A 23,440-nucleotide genomic window follows, 5' to 3' on the forward strand; every position below is an offset into this window, starting at 1 on the left:
CTTCCTCAGTCAGAACCTGGTCAGTCCTGGCCTTGATCTCATCGGCCGTCTGCTGGCTTATCAGCCCGTTGCTGACGGCGAAGCCAGCAGCCAGAGCGACAAGGGCTGCAATGATTGCAGCTTTCAACTTCTTCGACATCCATAGGCGCCTTGTTCGTGACACCCAACCAGGGCCAAGGGTGCCGCAACCATGGCGAAGGGTCAATCCTTTGGCTGGAGTCTCTGCTCGGATGCAACGAAATCAATTGGCTACAAACGAAAAACGCCGCCCAATGGGCGGCGTTTCGGCATTGCAGCGGGAAACCCAGATTACTTGATCTTGGTTTCCTTGAATTCGACGTGCTTCTTGGCGACCGGGTCGTACTTGCGGAACGACAGCTTGTCGGTCTTCGTGCGGCTGTTCTTGCTGGTCACGTAGAAGAAACCGGTGTCGGCGGTCGACAGAAGCTTGATCTTGATGTTTGCGGCTTTGGCCATGATATCAGTCCGTTTGTTCGTGGGGTTTTGGCCGCTGGAGCACGGGGAAACACCCGGACGCGGGAAACTTGGCGCGACACATAAAGAACGCGCCCGGAAAGTCAAGCCCGGCAAGCCTCGTGCGATCCGCCTGAGCCTGCTGGTGAACGGAAATCATGCGGTTTCTGTCGCCGGTGCAGCAACCTTCTTCCAGTCTCCGGTCGTGTTCCACCAGCGATTCGGATTGGCGCGGTCGTCCAGCCCCTTGGAACGGCTGGCGAGAATCGGTTGAATGCGGATCACCGGTTCCTGATAGGAATGTGCTTGGAAAATCGCCTCGACGACACGAGCGGCCAGCGCCTGATCGTCCGGCAGTTCGAAGGAAACCTCGACCGTGCCGGGCCGCCGTCTCAATTCGGTTTCGGCGCCGGCGGCCGCACCGTCAAGCGGCCTGTAGCGTTCGATGCCGTGCGCCGACTGATAGGCATTGCGGTCGTATTTGCCCATGGCCAGCGGCGCAATCGCCACCACGGCATCCATGATGCGGTCGACGTCGGCGGCCGGAGCCTGGAACGTTACGAGCAGAAGCAGTGTCATTCGTAGCGATGTGGTTTCAAAGCCGCTGTCGATCATGGAAGTGTCCTCGAGTGTTTTGGGACGCCTTTTTAGCCCTGTGCTCCTGACACGGTTCTGTCAGCAGCCTGTCTCCGTGCCGTGCCAAATGCATGGCTGGCCACAGTCGCGCTACAGCAGGATCTTGCGAACCAACCTGACGGCGACCAAAGCGATATAGGCGGCGAAGAACAGGCCGAGCGACCAGCCGAAGCCGGACGGGCCGAACGCATCCATGCCGATGCCGATCGCCTGCGGGCCGAGCACCATGCCGACGCCGTAGCACAGCACGAAGGCGGCGTTGGCCGACGCCAGTTCATGGCCGGAAAGCTGCGAGCCGAGATGGGCGAGGCCGATCGTGTACATGGCAGCGACGACGCCGCCCCAGACGAACAGAAGCGCGGCCATCAAATGCCAATTCTGGGCGAAGAAGGGCATGAAGACGGTGCCGATAAGACCGACCGTGGCGCAGGCAATCAGCAGGTAGCGGCGATCGCTGACGCGGTCGCTGATCATGCCGATCGGGATCTGCAACAACACATTGCCGAGGCCGATCATGGTCAGCAGAAGGGCTGCATCGGCTTCGGAGTAGCCGATTCGGCTGCCGTAGATCGGGAACAGCGCAAAGCCGCCGGTTTCCACCGCGCCGAACACCAGCACGGCAGCGGTCGCCGACGGCACGAGCCAGATGTAGCGCAGAAAATTGCTGGTTTCGCCATCCGAGGCGATCGACGGGCTCTCGTTGCGTGCTGCCAGCACGGGTATGGCCGCCAGCGTCACCAACGCGATGATAACGCCGAACGGCCTGAAACCGGAACTGCCGAGATGGGCGAACAGCCACGGTCCGGCGGCAAAGCCGAGCGACAGGACAGTGGCGTAAATGCCGAGGACAAGGCCGCGTCGGTGCGGCGGCGCCGAGGTGCTGATCCAGAATTCGGACAGGATGAACAGCACCGTCAGCGCAATGTGCAGCACGATGCGCAGCGGAAACCACATCCAGAAATCGGGTGCGAAATGGAAGCCGACAAAGGCCAGCGCGCCGGCGGCGATCATGGCGATCATTGTCCAGGCAACGCCGAAGCGCATGGCGAGCGGGGTCGCCAGCGGCGCACCGGCGATCGAGGCGAGGCCGGCGACGGCGGTGTTGAGGCCGATCATCGAAGCCGAATGGCCGCGCGTTTCAAGGATGACGCTGAGCAGCGGCATACCGAGGCCGATGGCGATGCCGACGACGCTGATCGACGAGATCGCCGCCACCATCGGCAGCCAGTGTACGCGTTCGTCGCCCTGTGGTTGGGTATCGACCGTCATGGGATTCTGAATACTCTGTCTGTTTGATCTTACGCAATTCCGGGCGGAAAACCGCGTCACACTTTTCCTGGAATTGCTCTAGAGAAGTTCGCGGGTGAAGCGGCTGCGGACAAGCCGGTAGAAGGGCACGGGACCGCCAGGACGCAACAGCGGATCATGGGCGAGGCGCTTTTCCAGCTCGTCCAGGATCATTCGGGTGATATCGGGTATGTCGGCTTCCCTGGCCTTGGCGAGCGGCAGCCAGACCAGCTCTTCGAGCTCGTTGGTGGGACCGCCACCGGGCAGTTCGACGGCGACGTCGTCACGCCAGGCGCTGAAAAAGCGGGTGTCGAAGCGGCGCACCCGGTTGGGCGGCGTGATCGCGCGCGCGACGAAGCGCAGCATGTCCACCGAGGGTTGCACGCCGTGTTCGGCAAAACCCTGCCAGTCGGACCTGGAGGTTGCGAAGGCACCCTTGCGGCCGATCAGCAGCCCGGCTTCCTCATAGGTTTCGCGGATGGCCGACAGGGCGATGGCGCGGGCTCGTGCGGCGCTTGTGCGGCCCGGCCCGGCGATCAGCCTGGCTTCCTGCTCCGGGTGCAAGGCGGCGACGACCGGTATGCGGCTGTCGGTCGGATCGGTGCGGCCGCCGGGAAAGACGAATTTGCCCGGCATGAACGCGTGGCCGGCATGACGGCGACCCATCAGAACCAGCACGTCATCGTCCTTGCGGTCGAGCAGGATGAGGGTTGCCGCGTCGCGCGGGCGGATGGGCCGGTCGCTATGAGCGATCATGCTCCGCTCGATCCTGTCGACTTCCGCCTTGGTCATACCGTCCATGCGCAGGACCTAGCGGAAACTTCTGGCAAGCGAAAGTGGCCTTTCACGGTCGGTATGTTGCACCAGGCAGCATTCTTGGCTGCGGCCTAGGCTTCGGGATGCGGCTCGATCACGTCGTGCTCGCCGCCGAAGCCGTGCATATAGAAGGCCCATTGCAGTCCGATGACGGCACCCTTGATCGGCTGCAGCAGCGCAACCGACAAAAGGATGGTCAGCGGTACCCAGATGGCGATGTGCTGCCATGTGGACAGCGTCGACGTCGCCTCAACGCCCATGAAGGCGCCCAGCACGATATGGCCGACGATGACTATGACGAGATAGGCGGGCAGGTCGTCGGCCCGGTGGTGATGCAATTCCTCGCCGCAGACACTGCATGTGTCGACGGTCTTGGTGAAAGCGCGAAACAGCTTGCCTTCGCCGCAATGCGGGCAGCGGCCGAGCAGGCCGCGCTTCATCGCCGTCCACAGCGGGCGCGTGGTCCGGCCCGAGTGATGTTCTCCGCCGAAAACCTGTTCTTCCATGGCTGTTGTCATCATCGTCTCCTGCCGCGCGAACCCGGTCGCGATTGCGACGCGCGGGCGCGGCCCTTGGCCTTGTGAAACGACCGCTTGGAGCCCGGCAGAGGCTTCGGGTCGGTCAACATCTCGAAGCGCATCGCCCCGGCCATCGGCGCCACCTCGATGAGTCGGACCTCGACACGGTCCGCGAGCTGATAACCTTTGCCCGAGCGTTCTCCGAACAGGGAGCGAGCGGTTTCATCGTATATATAGTAATCGCCGCCCAGAGTTGACACCGGGATGAAGCCATCCGCGCCGTACTGCGGCAATTGGACAAATAGTCCTGACTTGGTGACGCCGGAGATGCGGGCATCGAACCGGTCGTCGACGCGTTCGGCGAGATAGCTGGCGATCAGACGGTCGACCGTGTCCCGCTCGGCCGCCATTGCGCGGCGTTCCGTGCCGGAAATCAGCACCGCGACATCTTCGAGCCGTGCCGCTTCGTCCTGCGTCAGCCCGCCCGGACCCAATCCGAGTGCGGCAATAAGTCCGCGATGCACGATCAAATCGGCATAGCGGCGGATCGGCGAGGTGAAATGGGCGTAGCGGCGGAGGTTGAGACCGAAATGGCCGATGTTCTTTGGCGAGTATTCGGCTTGGCTCTGCGAGCGCAGAACCACTTCGTTGACCAGGCCTTCATTGTCGGCGCCGCGCACGCGCTCCAAAATGCCGTTGAACTGGCTTGGCTGCATCTGCGCGCCGCGCGCAAGTGACAGGCCCAATGTCTGCAGGAACTCGCGCAGCGATTCCTGTTTGGCCAGCGATGGCGCGTCATGGACGCGATAGACCAGTTCCTGTTTCTTCGCTTCGAGCGTTTCGGCCGCCGCGACATTGGCCTGGATCATGAATTCTTCGATGAGCTTGTGGGCATCGAGCCGGTCCGGCACGATGACGCGATCGACGGTGCCGTCCGGCTTTAGCACGATCTTGCGCTCCGGCAGGTCGAGTTCGAGCGGCTGGCGGCCATCGCGGCCGCGCTTCAGGATCGCATAGGCGTCCCACAGTGGCTTCAGCACGGTTTTGAGGATCGGGCCTGTCTTGTCGTCCGGCGCGCCGTCGATCGCCGCCTGAGCCTGCTGGTAGGCGAGCTTTGCCGCCGACTTCATCATGACGCGATGGAAGGAGTGCCTGAGCTTGCGGCCCTCGGCCGAAAAAACCATGCGCACTGCCAATGCCGGCCGGTCCTGGCCCTCGCGCAGCGAGCAGAGATCGTTGGAGATGCGCTCGGGCAGCATCGGCACGACGCGATCCGGGAAATACACCGAATTGCCGCGCTTCAGCGCTTCGCGGTCGAGTGCCGTGCCGTAGCGCACATAGGCGGCGACGTCGGCGATGGCGACAGTGGCGACCACGCCGCCCGGGTTCTTCTCGTCGAGATCCGGCGTGGCGAAGACGGCGTCGTCATGATCCTTGGCGTCGGCCGGATCGATGGTGATCAACGGCAGGTCGCGCCAATCCTCGCGGTGATCCAGCGTCGCGGGTTTGACCGCTTCGGATTCTGCGATGACGTCGGCCGGGAAGATATGCGGAATGTCGTGTGCGTGGATGGCGATCATCGAGACCGCCTTTTCGCTGGTCAGCGAGCCCAGCACGTTGAGCACCTTGGCCCTCGGCAGCCCATAGCGGGAAGCCCGCGCCGGCTCGACCTCGACCAGGTCACCGTTCTTGGCGCCGTTCTGGAATTCCTTATCGACGATCAGTTCGGGCTGGCGCCGTTCCACCGGTTCGATGCGGAAGGTGCCGTCCTGCAAGATGCGAAAGACACCGAGCACGGCATCGGTACGTTTTTCGAAAATCTTCACCACCCGCCCGGTGTAGGCGGGGCCGCCCAGGGCGACGTTCGTGTCGTCGGCCGGAAAGGTCTTGGCCAGCACGCGGTCGCCAATGCCGGGCGCCGGTCCACTGCCACTGCGCGACAGGCGGATGGAAACGATGGGCGGCGGCCCATTGGCCGTGTGTTCGGTAGGACGCGCCAAGAGCACGCCATCGGCATCACGGTCAAAAATATCGAGGACCGTGACATGGGGCAGGGCGCCGACGCGGGCCAACCCCTTGCGTTCCTTGGTAAGGACGCCTTCGTCCTGCAAGTCGCGCAGCAGATCCTTCAGCCAGATGCGGTCGTCGCCGCGCAGTGCGAAAGCTTTCGCGATGTCGCGTTTGCCGGCGCGATCGGGATTTTCGGCGATGTAGCGCAAAATTTCGTCACGCGACGGCCGGTAGTCGTCCTTGACCTTGGCCCTGGTGTCGGCGGTGCGCGGATCGCCGTGGGTTCTGCCGGTGATCTTGCGCGCCACGCTGCCCTATCCTTTTTTCTTCGCGGCCGGCTTCTTCGCAGCCGGCTTCTTGGCGGCTGCTTTCTTGGTTGCCGGGGCCTTGGCCGCCGCTGCCTTGCGGAACGGCTTCTTGCCGCCGCCGCCCTTGGCTTCCTTCTCGGCAATCAGCGCCAGCGCGTCCTCGATGGTCACCGACTGTGGATCCCTGCCCTTGGGCAGGGTGGCGTTGACCTTGCCGAAATTCACGTAAGGTCCGTATTTGCCGTCGCGCACGACGATCTTGCCGCCGCCATCGGGATGGTCGCCAAGCTCCTTGAGCGCAGCGGCAGTGCCGCCATTGCGTCCGCCCTTGCCCTTCAACTGCTTCTCGGCGATCACCGACACGGCGCGGTTGAGGCCGATCGAGAACACGTCCTCGATGCTCTCGAGATTGGCATAGGTGCCGTCATGCAGCACGAACGGACCGTAGCGGCCGAGCCCGGCCGAGATCATCTTGGCCGTTTCCGGATGCTGGCCGACATCGCGGGGTAGCGACAGCAGCGCCAGCGCCTTTTCGTGATCGATCGATTCTGCCGTCCAGCCCTTGGGCAGGCTGGAGCGCTTGGCTTCCTTGCCGTCGCCGCGCTGCAGGTAGGGGCCGAAGCGGCCGCTCCGCAGCGTGATTTCCTCTGACGTGTAGGGATCCTTACCGATGACCTTGGTGCCGTCCTCGCCGCCGCCATTCTCGCCATTCGGATTGGCGGCGTCGCCGAGCTGGCGGGTGAAGGAGCATTCGGGATAGTTGGAGCAACCGACGAAGGCGCCGAACTTGCCGAGTTTCAGCGACAGATTGCCGGTGCCGCATTTCGGGCAGATGCGCGGGTTCGAACCGTCTTCGCGCGCGGGGAACACCAGCGGCGCCAGCTCTTCATTCAGCGCGTCCAGCACGTCGGTGACGCGCAGTTCCTTGATGTCGGCGACGGCACCGGAAAAATCCTTCCAGAAATCGCGCAGCACGTCCTTCCAGGCGAGCTTGCCGTCGGAAATCTCGTCGAGCTTCTCTTCCAGAGATGCCGTGAAGTCGTACTCGACATAGCGCTTGAAGAAGCTTTCGAGGAAGGCCGACAGCAGCCGGCCCTTGGCCTGCGGCACCAGCCGGCGCTTGTCGATGGTGACATAGTCGCGGTCTTCGAGCGTCTTCAGGATCGCCGTATATGTGGAAGGCCGGCCGATGCCGAGTTCTTCCAGCTTCTTGATTAGCGAAGCTTCCGAATAACGCGGCGGCGGCTCGGTGGTGTGCTGGGTGGCATTGATCGCCTGGCGGGCAAGCTGCTCGCCGGCGCGGATTTCGGGCAGCCGACGGTTTTCCTCGTCTTCCGCATCGTCGTCCTTCTGGTCGGTGTAGGCGGCGATGAAGCCGTCGAAGCGAACGACCGAACCGATAGCACGCAGCTCCGCGGTGCGCGATCCGTTGACCGCTTCGATCTCGGCGGTGGTGCGCTCGATCTCGGCGGACTGCATCTGGCTGGCGATGGCGCGCTTCCAGATCAGCTCATAGAGCCGCATCTGGTCGGAATCGAGATATTGCCTGACCGATGCCGGGGTGCGCATGAAATCCGTCGGGCGGATCGCTTCGTGCGCTTCCTGGGCGTTCTTGGCTTTGGCCGTATATTGGCGCGGCTTTTCCGGCAGGTATTTTGCGCCGAATTCCTTGGCAATGGCGTCGCGTGCGGCGTCGATCGCCTCGGGTGCCATCTGCACGCCGTCGGTTCGCATATAGGTGATGAGACCTGTGGTCTCGCCGCCGATCTCCATGCCTTCATAGAGACGTTGCGCCACCTGCATGGTGCGGCTGGCCGAGAAGCCGAGGCCCGATGAGGCGGCCTGCTGCAGCGTCGACGTGGTGAAGGGCGGGCCGGGATTGCGCTTGGTCGGCTTGGCTTCGACCGACACCGCCTCGAAGGTCGCGCCTTCGAGCATCGACTTGATGTCGTCGGCCTGCGCCTTGTTGGAAATATCGAGCTTTTGCAGCTTCTTGCGATCGAACGCCGTCAGCCGCGCTTCGAAATTCTCGTTGCGCGGCGTGCCGAGCAGGGCGGCGATCTGCCAGTATTCCTCGCGGATGAAGCGCTCAATCTCGGATTCGCGGTCGCAGACCAGGCGCAGTGCAACCGACTGGACGCGTCCGGCCGAACGGGCGCCCGGCAGCTTGCGCCACAGCACCGGCGACAGCGTGAAGCCGACGAGATAATCCAGCGCCCGACGGGCGAGATAGGCATCGACCAGTGGCGCATCGATCTGGCGCGGATTGGCCATTGCTTCCAGCACCGACGATTTGGTGATGGCGTTGAAGACGACGCGGCTGACCGGCTTGTCCTTTAGTGCGCGCTTCTGCTTCAGCACCTCCAGCACATGCCAGGAGATGGCTTCACCTTCGCGATCCGGATCGGTGGCGAGGATCAGGCCGTCGGCATCCTTGACCGCCTTGGCTATGTCGGCAAGCCGCTTGCCCGAGGCGGTGTCGACCGCCCAGGACATGGCGAAATCCTCATCCGGACGCACCGAGCCATCCTTGGCCGGCAAATCCCTGACATGGCCGAACGAGGCCAGAACCTTGTAGTTCTTGCCGAGGTATTTGTTGATTGTCTTCGCCTTGGCCGGCGATTCGACGACGACGACGTCCATGAGGTCTCATATCAGCTGTGGTGCGGCAGAAGAATTCCGCTGCGCGCGACGAAATCTCGTTCTATTTGTCGCTCACATGGCCGCGCTTTTGCATCCGGTCAAGGGGAAGCGCCCAAATTGCGGGCCGGTCCGCAGCAATACACTCTAAGAGTGTATGGAGAAAATCACAGAATTTTGGGAAAGGGAGATGTGGTGCCGAGCCGGCGAAAACGACCTGGTTTCACTTTTCCACCGAGTCGCGGAGTGACGGCCGGGAATAGCGTCGGTTCGACGCCAGAACGGCTGATTGATGCTGGCCGCCGGCGGCATGGAGCGATGCCTGGCGACCAGTCAGCAGGCGGGACTGGGATAGAGTGGCTTAGTCGGCCTTGACGATGTGCCAGACTTCGCCGACGCCGTCGCCGGTCACGTCGCCGGGCTTCTTGTCCTTTATGAAGGTGTAGACCGGCTTGCCGTCATAGGCCCACATCTTGGTGCCGTCGGTGCGGTCGACAACGGTCCATTCGTCATCCGCCTTGGCGCCGGCTTCGGCCTTCAGCGGCGGCCAGTTGGTGGCGCATTTGTCGTAGCAGTTGGTCTTGCCCTTCTCGTCCTTGTCATAGGTGTAAAGCGTCATGCCGTTGGCGTCGGTGTAGATCTTGGTGCCATTGACCTCGGCTTCCTTCCACGCGTCGGCGGCGAAGGATGCGGCGGTGCTGAGTAGAAGCGCTGCCAGTCCTGCGGTTATGGTTTTCATGGAAATCTCCCTGACTGATATCTGGAGACGCGCGGGAAATCGCGGCCTCACAGCATCAACGCCTGCGAGCCGTCGTTTCTTCCTGGCAAGTGCGTCGGGCAATGGATGATCTTGCCAACACAATGGTGATTGGTGGACAAGGCTGCGCGTCGCTATATCGGCGTCACGGCATTGGAGTTCTTGGAAATGGCATTGGACATCGGCTATGTCAGCGCGATCGGGGCGGGAGCTATCTCGTTCCTGTCGCCTTGCGTGCTGCCGCTGGTGCCGCCTTATCTCTGTTATATGGCCGGCGTGTCGGTCGACGATTTCCGCGGCAATGCCGGTGCGACAGCGCGTGAAGGCGCACGCGGCGCGCTGCTCTTTTCCTCGATCGCCTTCGTGCTCGGCTTCTCGACCGTCTTTGTCGCGCTGGGCGCCGGCGCCTCGACCATCGGCCGGCTGCTGCGCGTCTGGCAGGAGCCGCTGGCAATGGGCGCCGGTGTGCTGATCATCCTGATGGGCCTGAATTTCCTCGGCATCCTGCGCATTCCGCTGCTGTCGCGCGAGGCGCGCTTCCAGTCGCAGGGAAAACCGGCGAGTGCTGTCGCCGCCTATGTCATGGGGCTGGCTTTCGCCTTCGGCTGGACGCCCTGCATCGGCCCGGTGCTGGGGCCGATCCTGACGCTGGCAGGTGGTCGCGAAACGGTGGGCGAGGGCGCGCTGCTGCTCGCCGCCTATTCGCTCGGGCTGGGCATCCCGTTCCTGATCGCCGCGCTGTTTTCAGGCGCCTTCATGCGCTTCCTCGGCAAATTCCGCGTCCATCTCGGCCGTGTCGAAAAGGCGATCGGCGCGCTGCTGGTCGTTGCCGGCGTGTTTTTCCTCACCGGCGGCGTGCAGACCGTTTCCTACTGGCTGCTGGAGAATTTCCCGGTGCTGGGGCGGCTGGGGTAGCGGCGGGCAAATGCCCAGGCTGAGCCCAGGATCGAACTGTGGACCCGCTGATTAAAAGTCAGTTGCTCTACCATCGCACCGGAATTTAACCGCATTGGTGAAGCATGGCGCCACTGCTAGCATGCTTTGATTCCCAACCCTTTTCATATGGTTGTCGTTCCATGAGCCAGAGATCCTGCCTGTCCGTCATCCTTGCCGCCGGCGAAGGCACGCGCATGAAGAGCGTGCTGCCGAAGGTGCTGCACCAGATCGCCGGGCTGCCGATGGTCGCCCATGTGGTGAGGGCGGCCGAAGCTGCCGGCGCCGGCAGCCAAGCGTTGGTGATTGGACATGGCGCGGAAGAGATGCGCAAGGCGGCGGCGAAATTCGCTCCAAAGGCTGAGACCTTCGTGCAGGACAAGCGCCTCGGCACCGCGCATGCCGTGCTGGCCGCGCGCGAAGCGATATCAAAGGGTCATGACGATATTCTCGTGATGTTTGGCGACACGCCGCTGATCGGCGCCGATGCGCTGACGGTGGCGCGGCTGAAACTGGCTGAAGGTGCTGCCGTCGTCGTGGTTGGCTTCCGTCCTCCCAGTCCGACCGGCTATGGCCGGTTGATCGAAAAGGACGGCAAGCTGGTCGCCATCCGCGAGGAAAAGGATTGCTCCGAGGAGGAGAAAAAAATCGGCTTCTGCAATGCCGGGATGATGGCGGTAGCCGGCGCCCACGCGCTGAGGCTGCTCGACGCGGTCGGCAATAAGAATGCCAAGGGCGAGTACTACCTAACCGACATTGTCGAGATCGCCGGCGCGCGAGGCCTCGATGTCGTCGCCACCGAAGCCAGCTTCGAGAGCGCGCTCGGCATCAACAATCGCGCCGAACTGGCGCAGGCCGAGGGCATCTGGCAGGCGCGTCGCCGGCACGAAGCGATGCTGTCGGGTGTGACGCTGATTGCGCCGGAGACGGTGTATTTCTCGCATGACACCGAGATTGGCGCTGACACGATCGTCGAGCCCAATGTCTGGTTCGGCCCGGGCGTGAAAATTGCCACGGGCGCCAAGATCCATGCCTTCAGCCATATCGAGGGCGCCACTATTGCGTCCAATTGCGATGTCGGGCCGTACGCGCGGCTGCGGCCGGGCGCCGATCTCCGAGACAAGGCCAAAGTCGGTAATTTCTGCGAGGTCAAGCAGGCGGTTATCGAAGAGGGCGCCAAGGTCAACCATCTGACCTATATCGGCGATGCCCGCGTCGGTGCGGGCGCCAATATCGGCGCCGGCACCATCACCTGCAATTATGACGGCTATTCGAAATTCTTCACGGACATCGGCGAGGGCGCGTTCATTGGCTCCAATTCGTCGCTGGTGGCGCCTGTCACCATCGGCAAGGGCGGCTACATCGCCTCGGGCAGCGTGATCACCGAAAGCGTGCCCGACGACGCGCTGGCCTTCGGCCGCGCCCGCCAGAAGACGATTCCAGGCAAGGGCAAGGAATTGCGCGAGCGCTTTGCTTCGGCGGCGGCTGCGAAGAAAAAAGCTGCTGGATAACGGGCGTTAGCCGGAGGTCTTCGCGTCCTTGCCGAAAGCGGCCGTGACTTCGATCTTGCCGGCGATCGCCTTGTTGAATTCAGGGAGATCTTCGGCCGGAATCCAGTATTCCAGATGCGCCTTGCTGCCAGCGTGCTCGACCCGGTAGCGGTCGAGAAAGCTCTTGAGAACGTCGAACCGGGTGACGAACCCCGAGCCGCTGGCCGGCACGTTCCAGTCGCGTGCGATCTGCACCGCATAGGCTTCGGTCGTCACGGGATAGAAAATGGGCTGCTCGGGCAGGCGCGGCGGAAACGCCTGCATCCCCGAGGCCTCGATCAGTTTCAGTTCCCTCGGGCCGACAGGGCGCCAGAGGGTTACGGTGGGCTTGCTCTCGCTCATGGCAGGGCTATTAGCGAAATATCTCTCTGGTGAAAACCATCGTCTGAAAACCGAAGCCTGAAAAACCGAACGATTGCAGTAACCGGATTGCAAGAGCGGTCTGTCATGGTGCATCGACAAGAATGAGCGTTCCGTTACACGGGACGAAATGCAATGTGACTTTCACGGCAGGCCGGCCATCCCTAATAGTGCTGGTTTTCTGGGGATTCGGGGGCTTTCTGCATGTGCGGTATCGTTGGAATCGTCGGCCACTCGCAGGTTGCGCCGCTCATTGTCGATGCGTTGAAGCGGTTGGAGTACCGTGGCTATGACTCGGCCGGCGTCGCCACCATCGAGCGTGGCGAACTCGCCCGCCGCCGCGCCGAAGGCAAGCTGATCAACCTGGAGCGCCGGCTCAAGGACGAGCCGCTCGACGGCACGATCGGCATCGGTCACACACGCTGGGCGACGCATGGCGTGCCCAACGAGACCAATGCGCACCCGCATTTTTCCGATGGCGTCGCCATCGTCCACAACGGCATCATCGAGAATTTCGCCGAACTGCGCGCCGAGCTGATCCGCGACGGCTATTCTTTTTCGTCGCAGACCGACACCGAGGTCGTGGCGCATCTGGTGGCGCGCGAACTCGCCAGGGGGCTGAAGCCGGTTGATGCCGCGCACCAGGCGCTGAAGCGGCTGGAAGGCGCTTTCGCGCTGGCCATCATGTTCAAGGGCGATGAAGACCTGATCGTCGGCGCCCGCAACGGCCCGCCTTTGGCCGTCGGCCATGGCGATGGCGAGATGTTTTTGGGCTCCGATGCCATCGCGCTCGCCCCGTTCACCAATTCGATCACCTATCTGGAAGATGGCGACTGGGCGGTGGTGCGCCGCGACGGCGTCACCATCTTCGACATTGACGGCACAAAGGTCGACCGCAAGCGCCAGCAGTCGCTTTCGACCAGCTTCATGGTCGACAAGGGCAACCGGCGCCATTTCATGGAGAAGGAAATCCATGAGCAGCCCGAGGTCATCTCGCACACGCTGGCGAATTATCTGGATTTTGTCGGCGGCGTCTCCAAGCCGCTCGACCTGCCTTTCGATTTCGCCAAAATCGACCGGCTGGCGATTTCGGCCTGCGGAACCGCCTATCTCGCCGGCCTTATCGGCAAATACTGGTTCGAGCGTTATGCGCGGCTGCCGGTCGATATCGATGTCGCTTCGGAATTCCGTTACCGCGAAATGCCGTTGTCGAAGAACGATGCCGCTTTCTTCATCTCGCAATCGGGCGAGACCGCCGACACGCTGGCCTCGCTGCGCTACTGCCGCAAGGCCGGGATGAAGATCGGCGCCGTCGTCAATGTGCGCGAATCGACCATGGCGCGCGAATCCGACGTCGTGCTGCCGACGCTGGCCGGACCGGAGATCGGCGTTGCCTCGACCAAGGCGTTCACATGCCAGCTGTCCGTGCTGGCGTCACTTGCCGTGCGTGCCGGCGTGGCGCGCGGGACAATCTCGAAGGAGCAGGAAAAGACCTTTGTGCGCGAGCTTTCGGAAGCACCGCGCTATGCCAATCAGGTGCTGAAGCTCGACCATCAGATCGAAAAGATCGCGCGCGACCTCGCGCACTATAAGAACGTGCTCTATCTCGGCCGCGACACCAATTTCCCGCTGGCCATGGAAGGCGCGCTAAAACTCAAGGAAATCTCCTATATCCACGCCGAAGGCTATGCAGCCGGCGAACTGAAGCACGGCCCGATCGCACTGATCGACGAGAACATGCCGGTCATCGTCATCGCGCCGCACGACCGCATTTTCGAAAAAACCGTGTCGAACATGCAGGAAGTGGCGGCGCGCGGCGGCAAGATCATCCTCATCACCGACAGCAAGGGCGCGGCGCTGACGAGCGTCAAGACGATGGAGACGATCGTGCTGCCGGACGTGCCGGAAATCATCTCGCCGATCATCTATGCGCTGCCGATCCAGATGCTCGCCTATTTCACCGCTGTCTTCATGGGCACCGACGTCGACCAGCCGCGCAATCTGGCGAAATCGGTGACGGTGGAGTAGGCCTCATCCTTTCGTCATCCACGGGCGGAGCGGGAGCGAAGCTCCTGCGCAGACCCGAGGATCCATTCCGTGACGGTGGTGGCGGATCAAGCGGTGCAGAACTTGGCGCTACCACCCAGTCCCGCGGAAAAGTTCGAACCACTCCGGATTGGCCTTTCCGATCAGTTCGATCTTACATTGACGCGGCCAACGTTTCAGCGACTTCTCGCGCTGGATCGCATCGGATCGTTTGTGACGCCAATATAGATGGTGCCGCGTTTCCGGCTCGCAGTTAAATAGACATAGCCCGTCATGAACGAAGTATAGCGGCCGAACGATCCGCCGACCATCTTGATGGGTTGCATTCTTCGGCCGACGTCACGGAATGGATCCTCGGGTCTGCGCCGCGTCGCTTCGCTCCTTGCTCCGCCCGTGGATGACGAAGGGGAGGGATGTTTCGGCTAATCGCGAACGTATGCTGCTTCCGTTTGGATTGCTTCGCTGGAAGCGGCGGCATAATCGGCTCTTTAAAAACTTCGCAGTTCCAAAGCTTCGTCCGGTTCACTAATGTTGCGCTGCAACCCGCGCCTCCGGTGAATCATGTCCGACGCTCCCAAGACTTCCGGCGTGACCCGGCTGAGGAACTATTTCCTCACGGGCTTCATTGTCTGCGCGCCGCTGGCGATCACCGCCTACATTGCATGGTCTTTCATCGGCTGGGTCGATTCCTGGGTGAAACCCTATATTCCGGCCCGCTACAGCCCTGACACCTATTTGTCGTTTCCGGTGCCGGGGTTCGGGCTGATCGTCGCGTTGATCCTGATCACGCTGATAGGCTTCCTGACGGCCAACATAGTCGGCCGCGCCATCGTCAATTTCGGCGAGCGGCTGCTCGGACGCATGCCGCTGGTGCGCGGCATCTATGGCTCGCTGAAACAGATTTTCGAGACCGTGCTGTCGAACAAGGGTGACATGTTCCGCCAGGTCGGGCTGGTCGAATATCCGCGCAAGGGTGTGTGGTCGCTGGTGTTCGTCGCCAGCGAGAAGGAAACCGAGATCAACCAGAAGCTCGACCAGGAAGGCGATCCGCTGATTGCCGTGTTCATGCCGTGCACGCCGAACCCGACCACCGGATTCCTGATGTATGTGCCGAAGTCGGACATCGTGCTGCTCGACATGACGATCGAGGACGGCGCCAAGCTGATCGTCTCGGCCGGGCTGGTGGCGCCCGAGGTCAAGCAAATGGTTGTCGTGAATGGCGAGCCGATCGAGGGAATGCTCGCCAACCCGTCGGTTGCCGCCCTGGCTCAGCCGGCGCGCAGGAGCCGCACGGCCTCGTCGCGGCCGAACAAATAAAGCATCAGGCGCAACGCCTCGCCTCGGTCTGATTGCAGCTCCGGATCGCGCGACAGGATCAGCCTGGCATCGTCGCGGGCGGCCTCCAGAAGGTCGGCATGCGCCTCGATGCGCGCCACCTGGAAACCCGGCGTGCCGGACTGGCGGGTGCCCAGCAATTCGCCTTCGCCGCGCAGCCTCAGGTCCTCCTCGGCGATCAGGAACCCGTCCTCGGTCTCGCGCATCACCGACAGTCGGCGTTTTGCGGTCTCGCCGAGCGGGTCCTTGTAGAGCAGCACGCAGGAGGAGGGCTTGTCACCACGCCCGACCCGGCCGCGCAACTGATGCAATTGGGCGAGGCCGAAGCGCTCGGCATGCTCGATGACCATGACGGTGGCGTCCGGTACGTCGACGCCGACCTCGATGACCGTGGTGGCGATCAGGATGCGTGTCTCGCCCTGCTTGAAGGCGCGCATCGCCTCGTCCTTCTCGGCACCCTTCATGCGGCCGTGAACGAGACCGATGCGATCGCCGAACAATGGTTTCAGCGAGGCGAAGCGGTCTTCGGCCGACATCAGCTTGATTTCTTCGGATTCCTCGACCAGCGGACAGATCCAGTAGATCTTCTGGCCGCCGGCGACGGCGTCCACCATGCGGTCGACCAGTTCGTCGAGCCGCTCGAGTGGCAGCGTAACGGTACGGATCGGCTGGCGGCCGGCCGGTTTTTCCGTCAGCTTCGATACGTCCATGTCGCCGAAGGCGGTCAGCACCAGCGTGCGCGGGATGGGAGTGGCCGTCATCACCAGCATGTCTGGCGCGTCGCCCTTGGCGGTGATGGCAAGCCGCTGATGGACGCCGAAACGGTGCTGCTCGTCGATCACGGCAAAGACCAGATCGTGGAACATGACCGTCTCCTGGAACAGCGCATGGGTGCCGACGACGATGTCGATCTCGCCGCTTGCCAAGCCGGCCAGCGTATCAGCGCGTTCGCGGCCCTTCTCGCGGCCCGTGAGGATGGCGATGCGCAGCCCGACCTTGGCGGCAAGCGGCGTGATGGTCGCCAGATGCTGGCGCGCCAGGATTTCGGTCGGTGCCATCAAGGCTGCCTGGCCGCCAGCCTCGACAGCCCGCGCCATGGCCAACAGCGCGACGACCGTCTTGCCGGAGCCGACATCGCCCTGCAGAAGCCGCAGCATGCGCTCGGGATCGGCGAAGTCGGCATTGATTTCGGCCAGCGCGAACTCCTGGCTCGGTGTCAGCGAATAGGGCAGTGCGGCTCGCAGTTTTTCGACGATGCGGCCGTCGCCGACCAGAGGGCGGCCGGACAGGCGGCGGACTTTTGCCCGCACCAGCGCCAGCGAGACCTGGCCCGCCAGCAGCTCATCATAGGCGAGGCGCCGCCAGGCAGCGCCATCGACGGAGACATCGATCGGGTCGGCCGGATTGTGGATGCGGGCAAGCGCGCCGGCAAAGGAGGGAGACGTGTGGCGGCGCATGAAAGCGCCGTCCTGCCATTCGGGAAATTCGGGCACACGCGCCAGCGCCTGGCCGATCGCCCGGCGCAGCACCTTGCCCGAGAGCCCGGCTGTCAGGGGATAGACCGGTTCGACCAGCGGCAGGTTTTCCGCCTCGCTGGCGAGCGCGATGTGGTCGGGGTGGACCATGCTCGGGCGGCCGTTGAACCATTCCATGCGGCCGGAGACCACGACATGCTCGCCCTCGGGCATCGCCTTTTCGAGATAGGAAGCGTGAGCATGGAAGAAGGTCAGCGCGATCTCGCCGGTGTCGTCATGGGCGAAGACCCGGTAAGGCACCGACCTGTTGCCGCGCGGCGGCGGCTGGTGGCGGTCGATGCGCACCTCCAGCGTCACGATCTGGCCCTCCGCGGATCCTGCGATGCCCGGCCGGCTGCGCCGGTCGATGACGGTGTGCGGCAGCACGAACAGAAGGTCGCCCGCGCGGGCGGGGCGGTCACCCAGATCGGCCGGGACAACCTTCTCGATCAGCGCGCCGACTTTCGGTCCGACGCCGGCAAGCGAGGTGATCGGGACAAACAAGGGATCGAGGATGGAAGGTCTCATCTGAGAGAAACCATGCGGTGTCTGCGCTCACCCCCCTCTGGCCTGCCGGCCATCTCCCCCTCAAGGGGGGCGATTAGCAGTTCTGACCTCGCCCGCCTTGCGCAGTTGGAAATTGGCGAAAGCAGTCGTGCCATACGATCTCCCTCCTTGAGGGGGAGATGTCCGGCAGGACAGAGGGGGGTGCTAGCGCCGATACTGTCAGGAATGTTCGTCACACCGAGATGTTAGACGCCAACCGGGCCGTTGCAAGGCTGACAGCCCCTTCTATCCACGCTATATGCGCCCGCAGCAAGCAAGGATGCGGCACGATGACCGGAACGACGAGATCAAGCGAGGGGCTCGACGTCCGCCGCCGCAAGCTTCTGTTTCGCTCCTGGCATCGCGGCATGCGCGAGATGGACCTTATCCTCGGCACCTTCGCCGACGCTGAGATCGGCGCCTTGACCGGCGACGAAATCGACCAATATGAGAGGCTCCTCGACATTCCCGATACCGAATTCCTGCCCATGGTCACCGGCGAACGCCCGGTTCCGGCCGATATCGATTGTGCCGTCCTGCAAAAGATCCTGGCTTTCCGCCAGTCCATGACATTTTGAACAACGACAGTCTGAACGACGTGATTTCATGAGCCTCATTCCCACCATCGGTCTGCCGAAAGGCCGCGCCGGCCAGTTCATCGTCGACGGCGTCGCCGACGGCTACGAAGCCTTTGCGCTGGTGCAGGCGGCACTCGAGATCGCGCCCGACAAGCCGGTTCTGTTCGTCGCACGCGACGGTCAGCGCCTGCCGGCGATCATCGAGGCGCTGTCTTTCGCGGCCCCCGGCCTGCCGGTGCTGGAACTGCCGGCCTGGGATTGCTTGCCCTACGACCGCGTCTCGCCCGGCTCGGATGCGGCCGCCAAGCGCCTCGATGCACTGACCGCCATGATCGCGCTGGCGAAGAAGCCGCACCGCGCCGTCATCCTCACCACCGCCAACGCGCTGCTGCAGCGCATTCCGCCGGCGGATCTCGTCGAGGCACAGACCTTCCACGCCAGGCCCGGCAACCAGATCGACATGAACGTACTGGTGTCGCGACTGGAAACGTCCGGTTTCGAGCGCGTGCCGACCGTGCGCGGTATCGGTGAATTCGCGGTGCGGGGCGGCATTCTCGACCTGTTCGCCCCCGGCTGGACCGAAGCGCTCAGGCTCGATTTCTTCGGCGACACGCTGGAATCGATCCGTGTCTTCGATGCCGCCACGCAGCGCACCACCGGTCAACGCAAGTCGATGGCGCTGCAGGCGATGAGCGAGGTGGCGCTGACGGCGGAAACCATCAGCCGTTTCCGCCGCTCCTATATCGAAGCCTTTGGCGCTCCACAGCGCGATGACGGGCTCTATGCAGCAGTCAGCGAAGGCAGGCGGTTTGCCGGCATGGAACACTGGCTGCCGTTTTTCTATGAGCGGCTGGAGACGGTGTTCGACTATCTGCCTGACACGCCTGTCATCTTCGACCATCTGGCGCATGAGGCGCTGGCCGAGCGCCACACGCTGATCCTCGACCATTACGAGGCGCGCAAGAAGCAGGCGGACGGTGCCTTGAAGGACGCCGTACCCTACAAGCCGGTCGCACCGGACCTGCTCTATCTCTCCCCGGAAAACCTGATTGCCTCGCTAGGGCCGCGTGAAGCGATCGACTTCACGCCGTTTGACGCGCCTGACGCCGGCGCGAAAAAGGTTTTTCATGCCGGTTCGCGCCCTGGCCGCAGCTTTGTCGAGGAACGCGCCGATCCGAACGCCAACGTGTTCGATGTCGTCGTCAAACACATCGCTGACGAGCGCGCAGCGCGCCGCCGCATTGTCATTGCCGGCTGGACCGAAGGCTCGCTCGACCGGCTTGGCCAGATCCTTGCCGAACACCATCTCGGCAACCTCAAGCAGGTGGCGACGCTGGCGGAAGCCGAAAAGCTCGAACCGGGTCAGGCGGCCTTGGCCGTGCTGCCGCTCGAATCCGGCTTCGAGACCGAAAAACTGGTCGTCGTCGCCGAACAGGACATTTTGGGCGACCGGCTGATCCGGCGCTCGAAACGCAAGAAGCGTCCCTCGGATTTCATTGCCGAGGCCTCGGCGCTGTCGGCCGGCGACATTGTCGTCCACGCCGACCACGGCATTGGCCGCTTCATAGGCCTGCGCACCATCGAAGCGGTCGGCGCACCGCATGACTGCCTGGAAATCCACTATGCCGGCGACGACCGGCTGTTCCTGCCGGTGGAAAACATCGAACTCCTGTCGCGCTACGGTTCTGATACGGCCGAGGCGACGCTGGACAAGCTTGGCGGCGGCGCCTGGCAATCGCGCAAGGCGCGGCTGAAGAAACGTCTGCTCGACATGGCCGGTCAATTGATCCGCATCGCCGCCGAGCGGCAGATGCGCTCCGCACCGCCACTGGTGCCGGCAGAAGGCCTCTATGGCGAGTTCGCCGCGCGGTTCCCCTATGAGGAAACCGACGACCAGCAGACAGCGATCGACTCGGTACGGGACGACCTTGGCGCCGGCAAGCCGATGGACCGGCTGATTTGCGGCGATGTCGGCTTCGGCAAGACCGAAGTGGCGCTGCGCGCCGCCTTCATCGCGGCGATGGAAGGCTTTCAGGTGGCGGTTGTGGTGCCGACGACATTGTTGTCGCGCCAGCATTTCAAGACCTTTTCGCAGCGTTTCTCCGGCCTGCCGATCCGTGTCGGCCAGGCGTCGCGGCTAGTCGGCGCCAAGGAACTGGCCGAGACCAAGAAAGGTATCGCCGAGGGCCAGGTCGACATCGTCATCGGTACGCATGCGCTGCTCGGTTCCGCAATCTCGTTCAAGAACCTTGGCCTGCTGATCATCGACGAAGAGCAGCATTTTGGCGTCAAGCACAAGGAGCGGCTGAAGGATTTGAAGACCGACGTGCACGTGCTGACGCTGTCGGCGACGCCGATCCCGCGCACGCTGCAACTGGCGTTGACCGGGGTGCGCGAACTGTCGCTGATCGCCACGCCGCCGGTCGACCGCATGGCGGTGCGCACCTTCATCTCGCCCTTCGATCCGCTGGTCATCCGCGAGACGCTGCTGCGCGAGCGCTATCGTGGCGGCCATTCCTTCTATGTGGTGCCGCGCATCAGCGATCTCTCGGAAATCCATGATTTCCTGAAGGAATCCGTGCCGGAGTTGAAGGTGGCGGTGGCCCATGGCCAGATGCCGCCGGGCGAACTCGACGACATCATGAATGCCTTCTACGACGGCCAGTACGATGTGCTGTTGTCCACGACCATCGTCGAATCCGGCCTCGACATCCCGACCGCCAACACGCTGATCATCCATCGCGCCGACATGTTCGGCCTGTCGCAGCTTTACCAGTTGCGCGGCCGCGTCGGCCGCTCGAAGGTGCGCGCCTATGCGCTGTTCACGCTGCCGGCCAACCGCAAGCTGACCGACACCGCGGAGCGGAGGCTGAAGGTGCTGCAATCGCTCGATACTCTGGGCGCCGGCTTCCAGCTCGCCAGCCACGATCTCGATATCAGGGGCGCCGGCAATCTTCTCGGCGAAGAGCAGTCCGGCCACATCAAGGAGGTCGGCTTCGAGCTCTACCAGCAGATGCTGGAAGAGGCTGTCGCCGAGGTGAAGGATTCCGGCGAGGTCCAGGATGGCGGCTGGTCGCCGCAGATTGCCGTCGGCACGGCGGTGATGATCCCGGAAAGCTATGTTCCGGACCTGCAGCTTCGGCTGGCGCTTTATCGCCGTCTCGGCGATCTCGAGAACACCGAGGAAATCGACGCTTTCGGCGCCGAGCTGATCGACCGCTTCGGCCCGCTGCCGGAAGAGGTCAAGCATCTGCTCAAGATCGTCTTCATCAAGGCGCTCTGCCGCAAAGCCAATGTCGAGAAGCTCGACGCCGGGCCGAAGGGCGTCGTCATTCATTTCCGCAAGCGCGAATTCTCCAACCCGGTTGGGCTCGTCCGGTTCATCGGCGAGCAGGGCTCGCTGGCCAAGATCCGGCCGGACCACAGCGTCGTCTTCGTACGCGATTGGCCAACCCCCGAGAAGCGATTGGCGGGCTCGGCGGTGGTCATGACGCAGTTGGCGCGGCTGGTGGAGAAGGCGGCATAGCCCGCCCGGACCATTCGCCAGCGCTTGAATTCCGGTCTAGAATAGGAAATCGGCTTCGTGTATGGAGCCGCGATCCCCAAATGGGGGCGGGAATGGCGGAGTATAGGCCGCTGGAAAGAGCGTTGGGTGCAGCGATGACGAAATGGTCGCCGAATTCGTGGAGAGCAAAGCCGATCAAGCAGGTCCCTGCCTATCCGGACCTTGCCGCGCTGAAGAACACGGAGGCCCAGCTCGCAACCTTTCCGCCGCTGGTTTTTGCCGGTGAGGCGCGCAAGCTGAAGAAGCAGCTCGCTTCTGTCGCCGCCGGTGACGCATTCCTCCTGCAGGGCGGCGATTGCGCCGAGAGCTTCGCCGAGCATGGCGCGGACAACATCCGCGACTTCTTCCGCGTCTTCCTGCAGATGTCCGTGGTGCTCACCTTCGCCGGCGCGCAGCCGGTGGTGAAGGTCGGCCGCGTTGCCGGCCAGTTCGCCAAGCCGCGATCGTCCGACAACGAGACCAAGGGTGAGGTGACGCTGCCCAGCTATCGCGGCGATATCATCAACGGCATCGAATTCGACCCCAAGTCGCGCATTCCGGACCCCGCTCGCCAAGAGATGGCGTATCGCCAGTCGGCGGCGACGCTCAACCTTTTGCGCGCCTTCGCGCAAGGCGGCTATGCCAGCCTGGAGAATGTGCACCGCTGGATGCTCGGCTTCGTGTCCGACAGTCCGCAGGGCGAGAAATACGAGTCTCTTGCCAACCGCATCACCGAGACGATGGACTTCATGAAGGCCGTCGGCATCACCTCGGAAACCAACTACGCGCTGCGCGAGACCGATTTCTACACCAGCCACGAGGCGCTGCTGCTCGGCTATGAGGAGGCACTGACGCGTGTCGATTCGACCTCCGGCGACTGGTACGCCACCTCGGGTCACATGATCTGGATCGGAGACCGCACCCGCCAGCCCGACCATGCGCATGTCGAATATTGCCGTGGCATCAAGAACCCGCTCGGCCTGAAATGCGGTCCGTCGCTGACGCCGGACGGCTTGCTGGAGCTGATCGACCTGCTCAATCCCGAGAACGAGCCCGGCCGGCTGACGCTGATCGCCCGCTTCGGTTCCGACAAGGTCGCCGACCATCTGCCGAAGCTGGTGCGCGCGGTGCAGAAGGAAGGCCGCTCCGTGGTGTGGTCGTCGGATCCGATGCACGGCAACACGATCGAGGCCGCCGGCTACAAGACGCGGCCGTTCGACCGCATTCTGAAGGAGGTGCAGACCTTCTTCGAGGTGCACCGCGCCGAAGGCACGCATCCGGGCGGCATCCATGTCGAGATGACCGGCAAGAACGTCACCGAATGCACCGGTGGCGCGCGCGCCATCACCGCCGAGGAGTTGCAGGACCGCTACCACACCCATTGCGATCCGCGTCTTAACGCCGACCAGGCGATCGAACTGGCGTTCCTGGTCTCGGATCTGTTGAAGAAGAGCCACCCGGTGCAGCACAAGCAGGTTGCCAACGGCTGATTTTCGCGCAGTCCGAATAAGATCCACGAAAGGGCGTCCGAGAAATCGGGCGCCTTTTATGTCTGCGCTAGTCCAGTGTTCCCGGCACCAGCGGGCAG

The 23,440-nt window shown here is 63.2% G+C and carries 17 protein-coding genes and 1 pseudogene; 7 read left to right on the plus strand and 11 right to left on the minus strand.

The window, feature by feature from the left end:
- Nucleotides 1-309: 309 nt before the first annotated feature.
- The 8 genes from rpmG to EOA19_RS10570 all read right to left on the minus strand — a co-directional run bounded on the left by rpmG (nt 310) and on the right by EOA19_RS10570 (nt 9,428).
- Nucleotides 310-477 (minus strand): 50S ribosomal protein L33, encoded by a 168-nt coding sequence (gene rpmG / locus EOA19_RS10535; protein ID WP_006201775.1) that lies wholly within the window; start codon nt 475-477, stop codon nt 310-312.
- 153 nt (nt 478-630) lie between these two features.
- Complete coding sequence (locus EOA19_RS10540; RefSeq protein WP_023810542.1) at nt 631-1,089, minus strand: hypothetical protein; 459 nt, start codon at nt 1,087-1,089, stop codon at nt 631-633.
- 111 nt (nt 1,090-1,200) lie between these two features.
- Nucleotides 1,201-2,379, minus strand: a complete 1,179-nt coding sequence (locus EOA19_RS10545) for an MFS transporter (protein WP_023810543.1) — start codon at nt 2,377-2,379, stop codon at nt 1,201-1,203.
- A gap of 78 nt (nt 2,380-2,457) precedes the next feature.
- Nucleotides 2,458-3,198: an NUDIX domain-containing protein gene (locus EOA19_RS10550; protein WP_128303541.1), complete on the minus strand. Its 741-nt coding sequence runs from the start codon at nt 3,196-3,198 to the stop codon at nt 2,458-2,460.
- A gap of 86 nt (nt 3,199-3,284) precedes the next feature.
- Nucleotides 3,285-3,719 (minus strand): DUF983 domain-containing protein, encoded by a 435-nt coding sequence (locus EOA19_RS10555; RefSeq protein WP_206638025.1) that lies wholly within the window; start codon nt 3,717-3,719, stop codon nt 3,285-3,287.
- Nucleotides 3,720-3,730: 11 nt separating this feature from the next.
- The gene (gene rnr / locus EOA19_RS10560; protein WP_128303543.1) at nt 3,731-6,049 is read right to left on the minus strand and encodes a ribonuclease R; all 2,319 of its coding nucleotides are present in this window, start codon (nt 6,047-6,049) and stop codon (nt 3,731-3,733) included.
- 6 nt (nt 6,050-6,055) lie between these two features.
- Nucleotides 6,056-8,692, minus strand: a complete 2,637-nt coding sequence (gene topA / locus EOA19_RS10565; protein WP_128303544.1) for a type I DNA topoisomerase — start codon at nt 8,690-8,692, stop codon at nt 6,056-6,058.
- 358 nt (nt 8,693-9,050) lie between these two features.
- On the minus strand, nt 9,051-9,428 hold the full coding sequence (locus EOA19_RS10570; protein WP_128303545.1) for a hypothetical protein: 378 nt from the start codon (nt 9,426-9,428) through the stop codon (nt 9,051-9,053).
- 186 nt (nt 9,429-9,614) lie between these two features.
- On the opposite strand from EOA19_RS10570, the gene EOA19_RS10575 reads away from it, so the two are divergent.
- Nucleotides 9,615-10,361, plus strand: a complete 747-nt coding sequence (locus EOA19_RS10575; protein WP_023810549.1) for a cytochrome c biogenesis CcdA family protein — start codon at nt 9,615-9,617, stop codon at nt 10,359-10,361.
- 161 nt (nt 10,362-10,522) lie between these two features.
- Nucleotides 10,523-11,890 (plus strand): bifunctional UDP-N-acetylglucosamine diphosphorylase/glucosamine-1-phosphate N-acetyltransferase GlmU, encoded by a 1,368-nt coding sequence (gene glmU / locus EOA19_RS10580; protein WP_128303546.1) that lies wholly within the window; start codon nt 10,523-10,525, stop codon nt 11,888-11,890.
- 6 nt (nt 11,891-11,896) lie between these two features.
- Here glmU and EOA19_RS10585 read toward each other — a convergent pair whose 3' ends face one another.
- The gene (locus EOA19_RS10585; RefSeq protein WP_128303547.1) at nt 11,897-12,271 is read right to left on the minus strand and encodes an ADP-ribosylation/crystallin J1; all 375 of its coding nucleotides are present in this window, start codon (nt 12,269-12,271) and stop codon (nt 11,897-11,899) included.
- A 222-nt stretch (nt 12,272-12,493) separates the two neighbouring features.
- On the opposite strand from EOA19_RS10585, the gene glmS reads away from it, so the two are divergent.
- Nucleotides 12,494-14,317 (plus strand): glutamine--fructose-6-phosphate transaminase (isomerizing), encoded by a 1,824-nt coding sequence (glmS, locus tag EOA19_RS10590; RefSeq protein ID WP_128303548.1) that lies wholly within the window; start codon nt 12,494-12,496, stop codon nt 14,315-14,317.
- Nucleotides 14,318-14,425: 108 nt separating this feature from the next.
- Here the strand turns inward: glmS and EOA19_RS35845 are convergent.
- A pseudogene (locus EOA19_RS35845) lies at nt 14,426-14,610 on the minus strand (hypothetical protein).
- Between the two features lie 286 nt (nt 14,611-14,896).
- On the opposite strand from EOA19_RS35845, the gene EOA19_RS10600 reads away from it, so the two are divergent.
- Complete coding sequence (locus EOA19_RS10600) at nt 14,897-15,652, plus strand: DUF502 domain-containing protein (RefSeq protein ID WP_027036784.1); 756 nt, start codon at nt 14,897-14,899, stop codon at nt 15,650-15,652.
- On the opposite strand, the gene recG is transcribed toward EOA19_RS10600, so the two are convergent.
- A complete protein-coding gene (recG, locus tag EOA19_RS10605) occupies nt 15,604-17,712 on the minus strand; it encodes an ATP-dependent DNA helicase RecG (RefSeq protein ID WP_128303549.1) in 2,109 nt (702 codons plus the stop codon). The genes EOA19_RS10600 and recG overlap by 49 nt on opposite strands.
- Before the next feature lie 308 nt (nt 17,713-18,020).
- Here recG and EOA19_RS10615 point away from each other — a divergent pair, with 308 nt between their 5' ends.
- The 3 genes from EOA19_RS10615 (at nt 18,021) to EOA19_RS10625 (ending at nt 23,342) form a co-directional block, all read left to right on the plus strand.
- On the plus strand, nt 18,021-18,308 hold the full coding sequence (locus EOA19_RS10615; protein ID WP_023810556.1) for a succinate dehydrogenase assembly factor 2: 288 nt from the start codon (nt 18,021-18,023) through the stop codon (nt 18,306-18,308).
- A 28-nt stretch (nt 18,309-18,336) separates the two neighbouring features.
- Nucleotides 18,337-21,834 carry a transcription-repair coupling factor gene (gene mfd, locus EOA19_RS10620; RefSeq protein WP_023810557.1) on the plus strand — a complete coding sequence of 1,166 codons (3,498 nt, stop codon included), beginning with the start codon at nt 18,337-18,339 and terminating at the stop codon, nt 21,832-21,834.
- A 134-nt stretch (nt 21,835-21,968) separates the two neighbouring features.
- Nucleotides 21,969-23,342: a 3-deoxy-7-phosphoheptulonate synthase class II gene (locus EOA19_RS10625; protein WP_013531905.1), complete on the plus strand. Its 1,374-nt coding sequence runs from the start codon at nt 21,969-21,971 to the stop codon at nt 23,340-23,342.
- Nucleotides 23,343-23,440: the final 98 nt, after the last annotated feature.

The organism is Mesorhizobium sp. M7A.F.Ca.US.010.02.1.1, assembly GCF_004023085.1.
Taxonomy (GTDB): Bacteria; Pseudomonadota; Alphaproteobacteria; order Rhizobiales; family Rhizobiaceae; genus Mesorhizobium.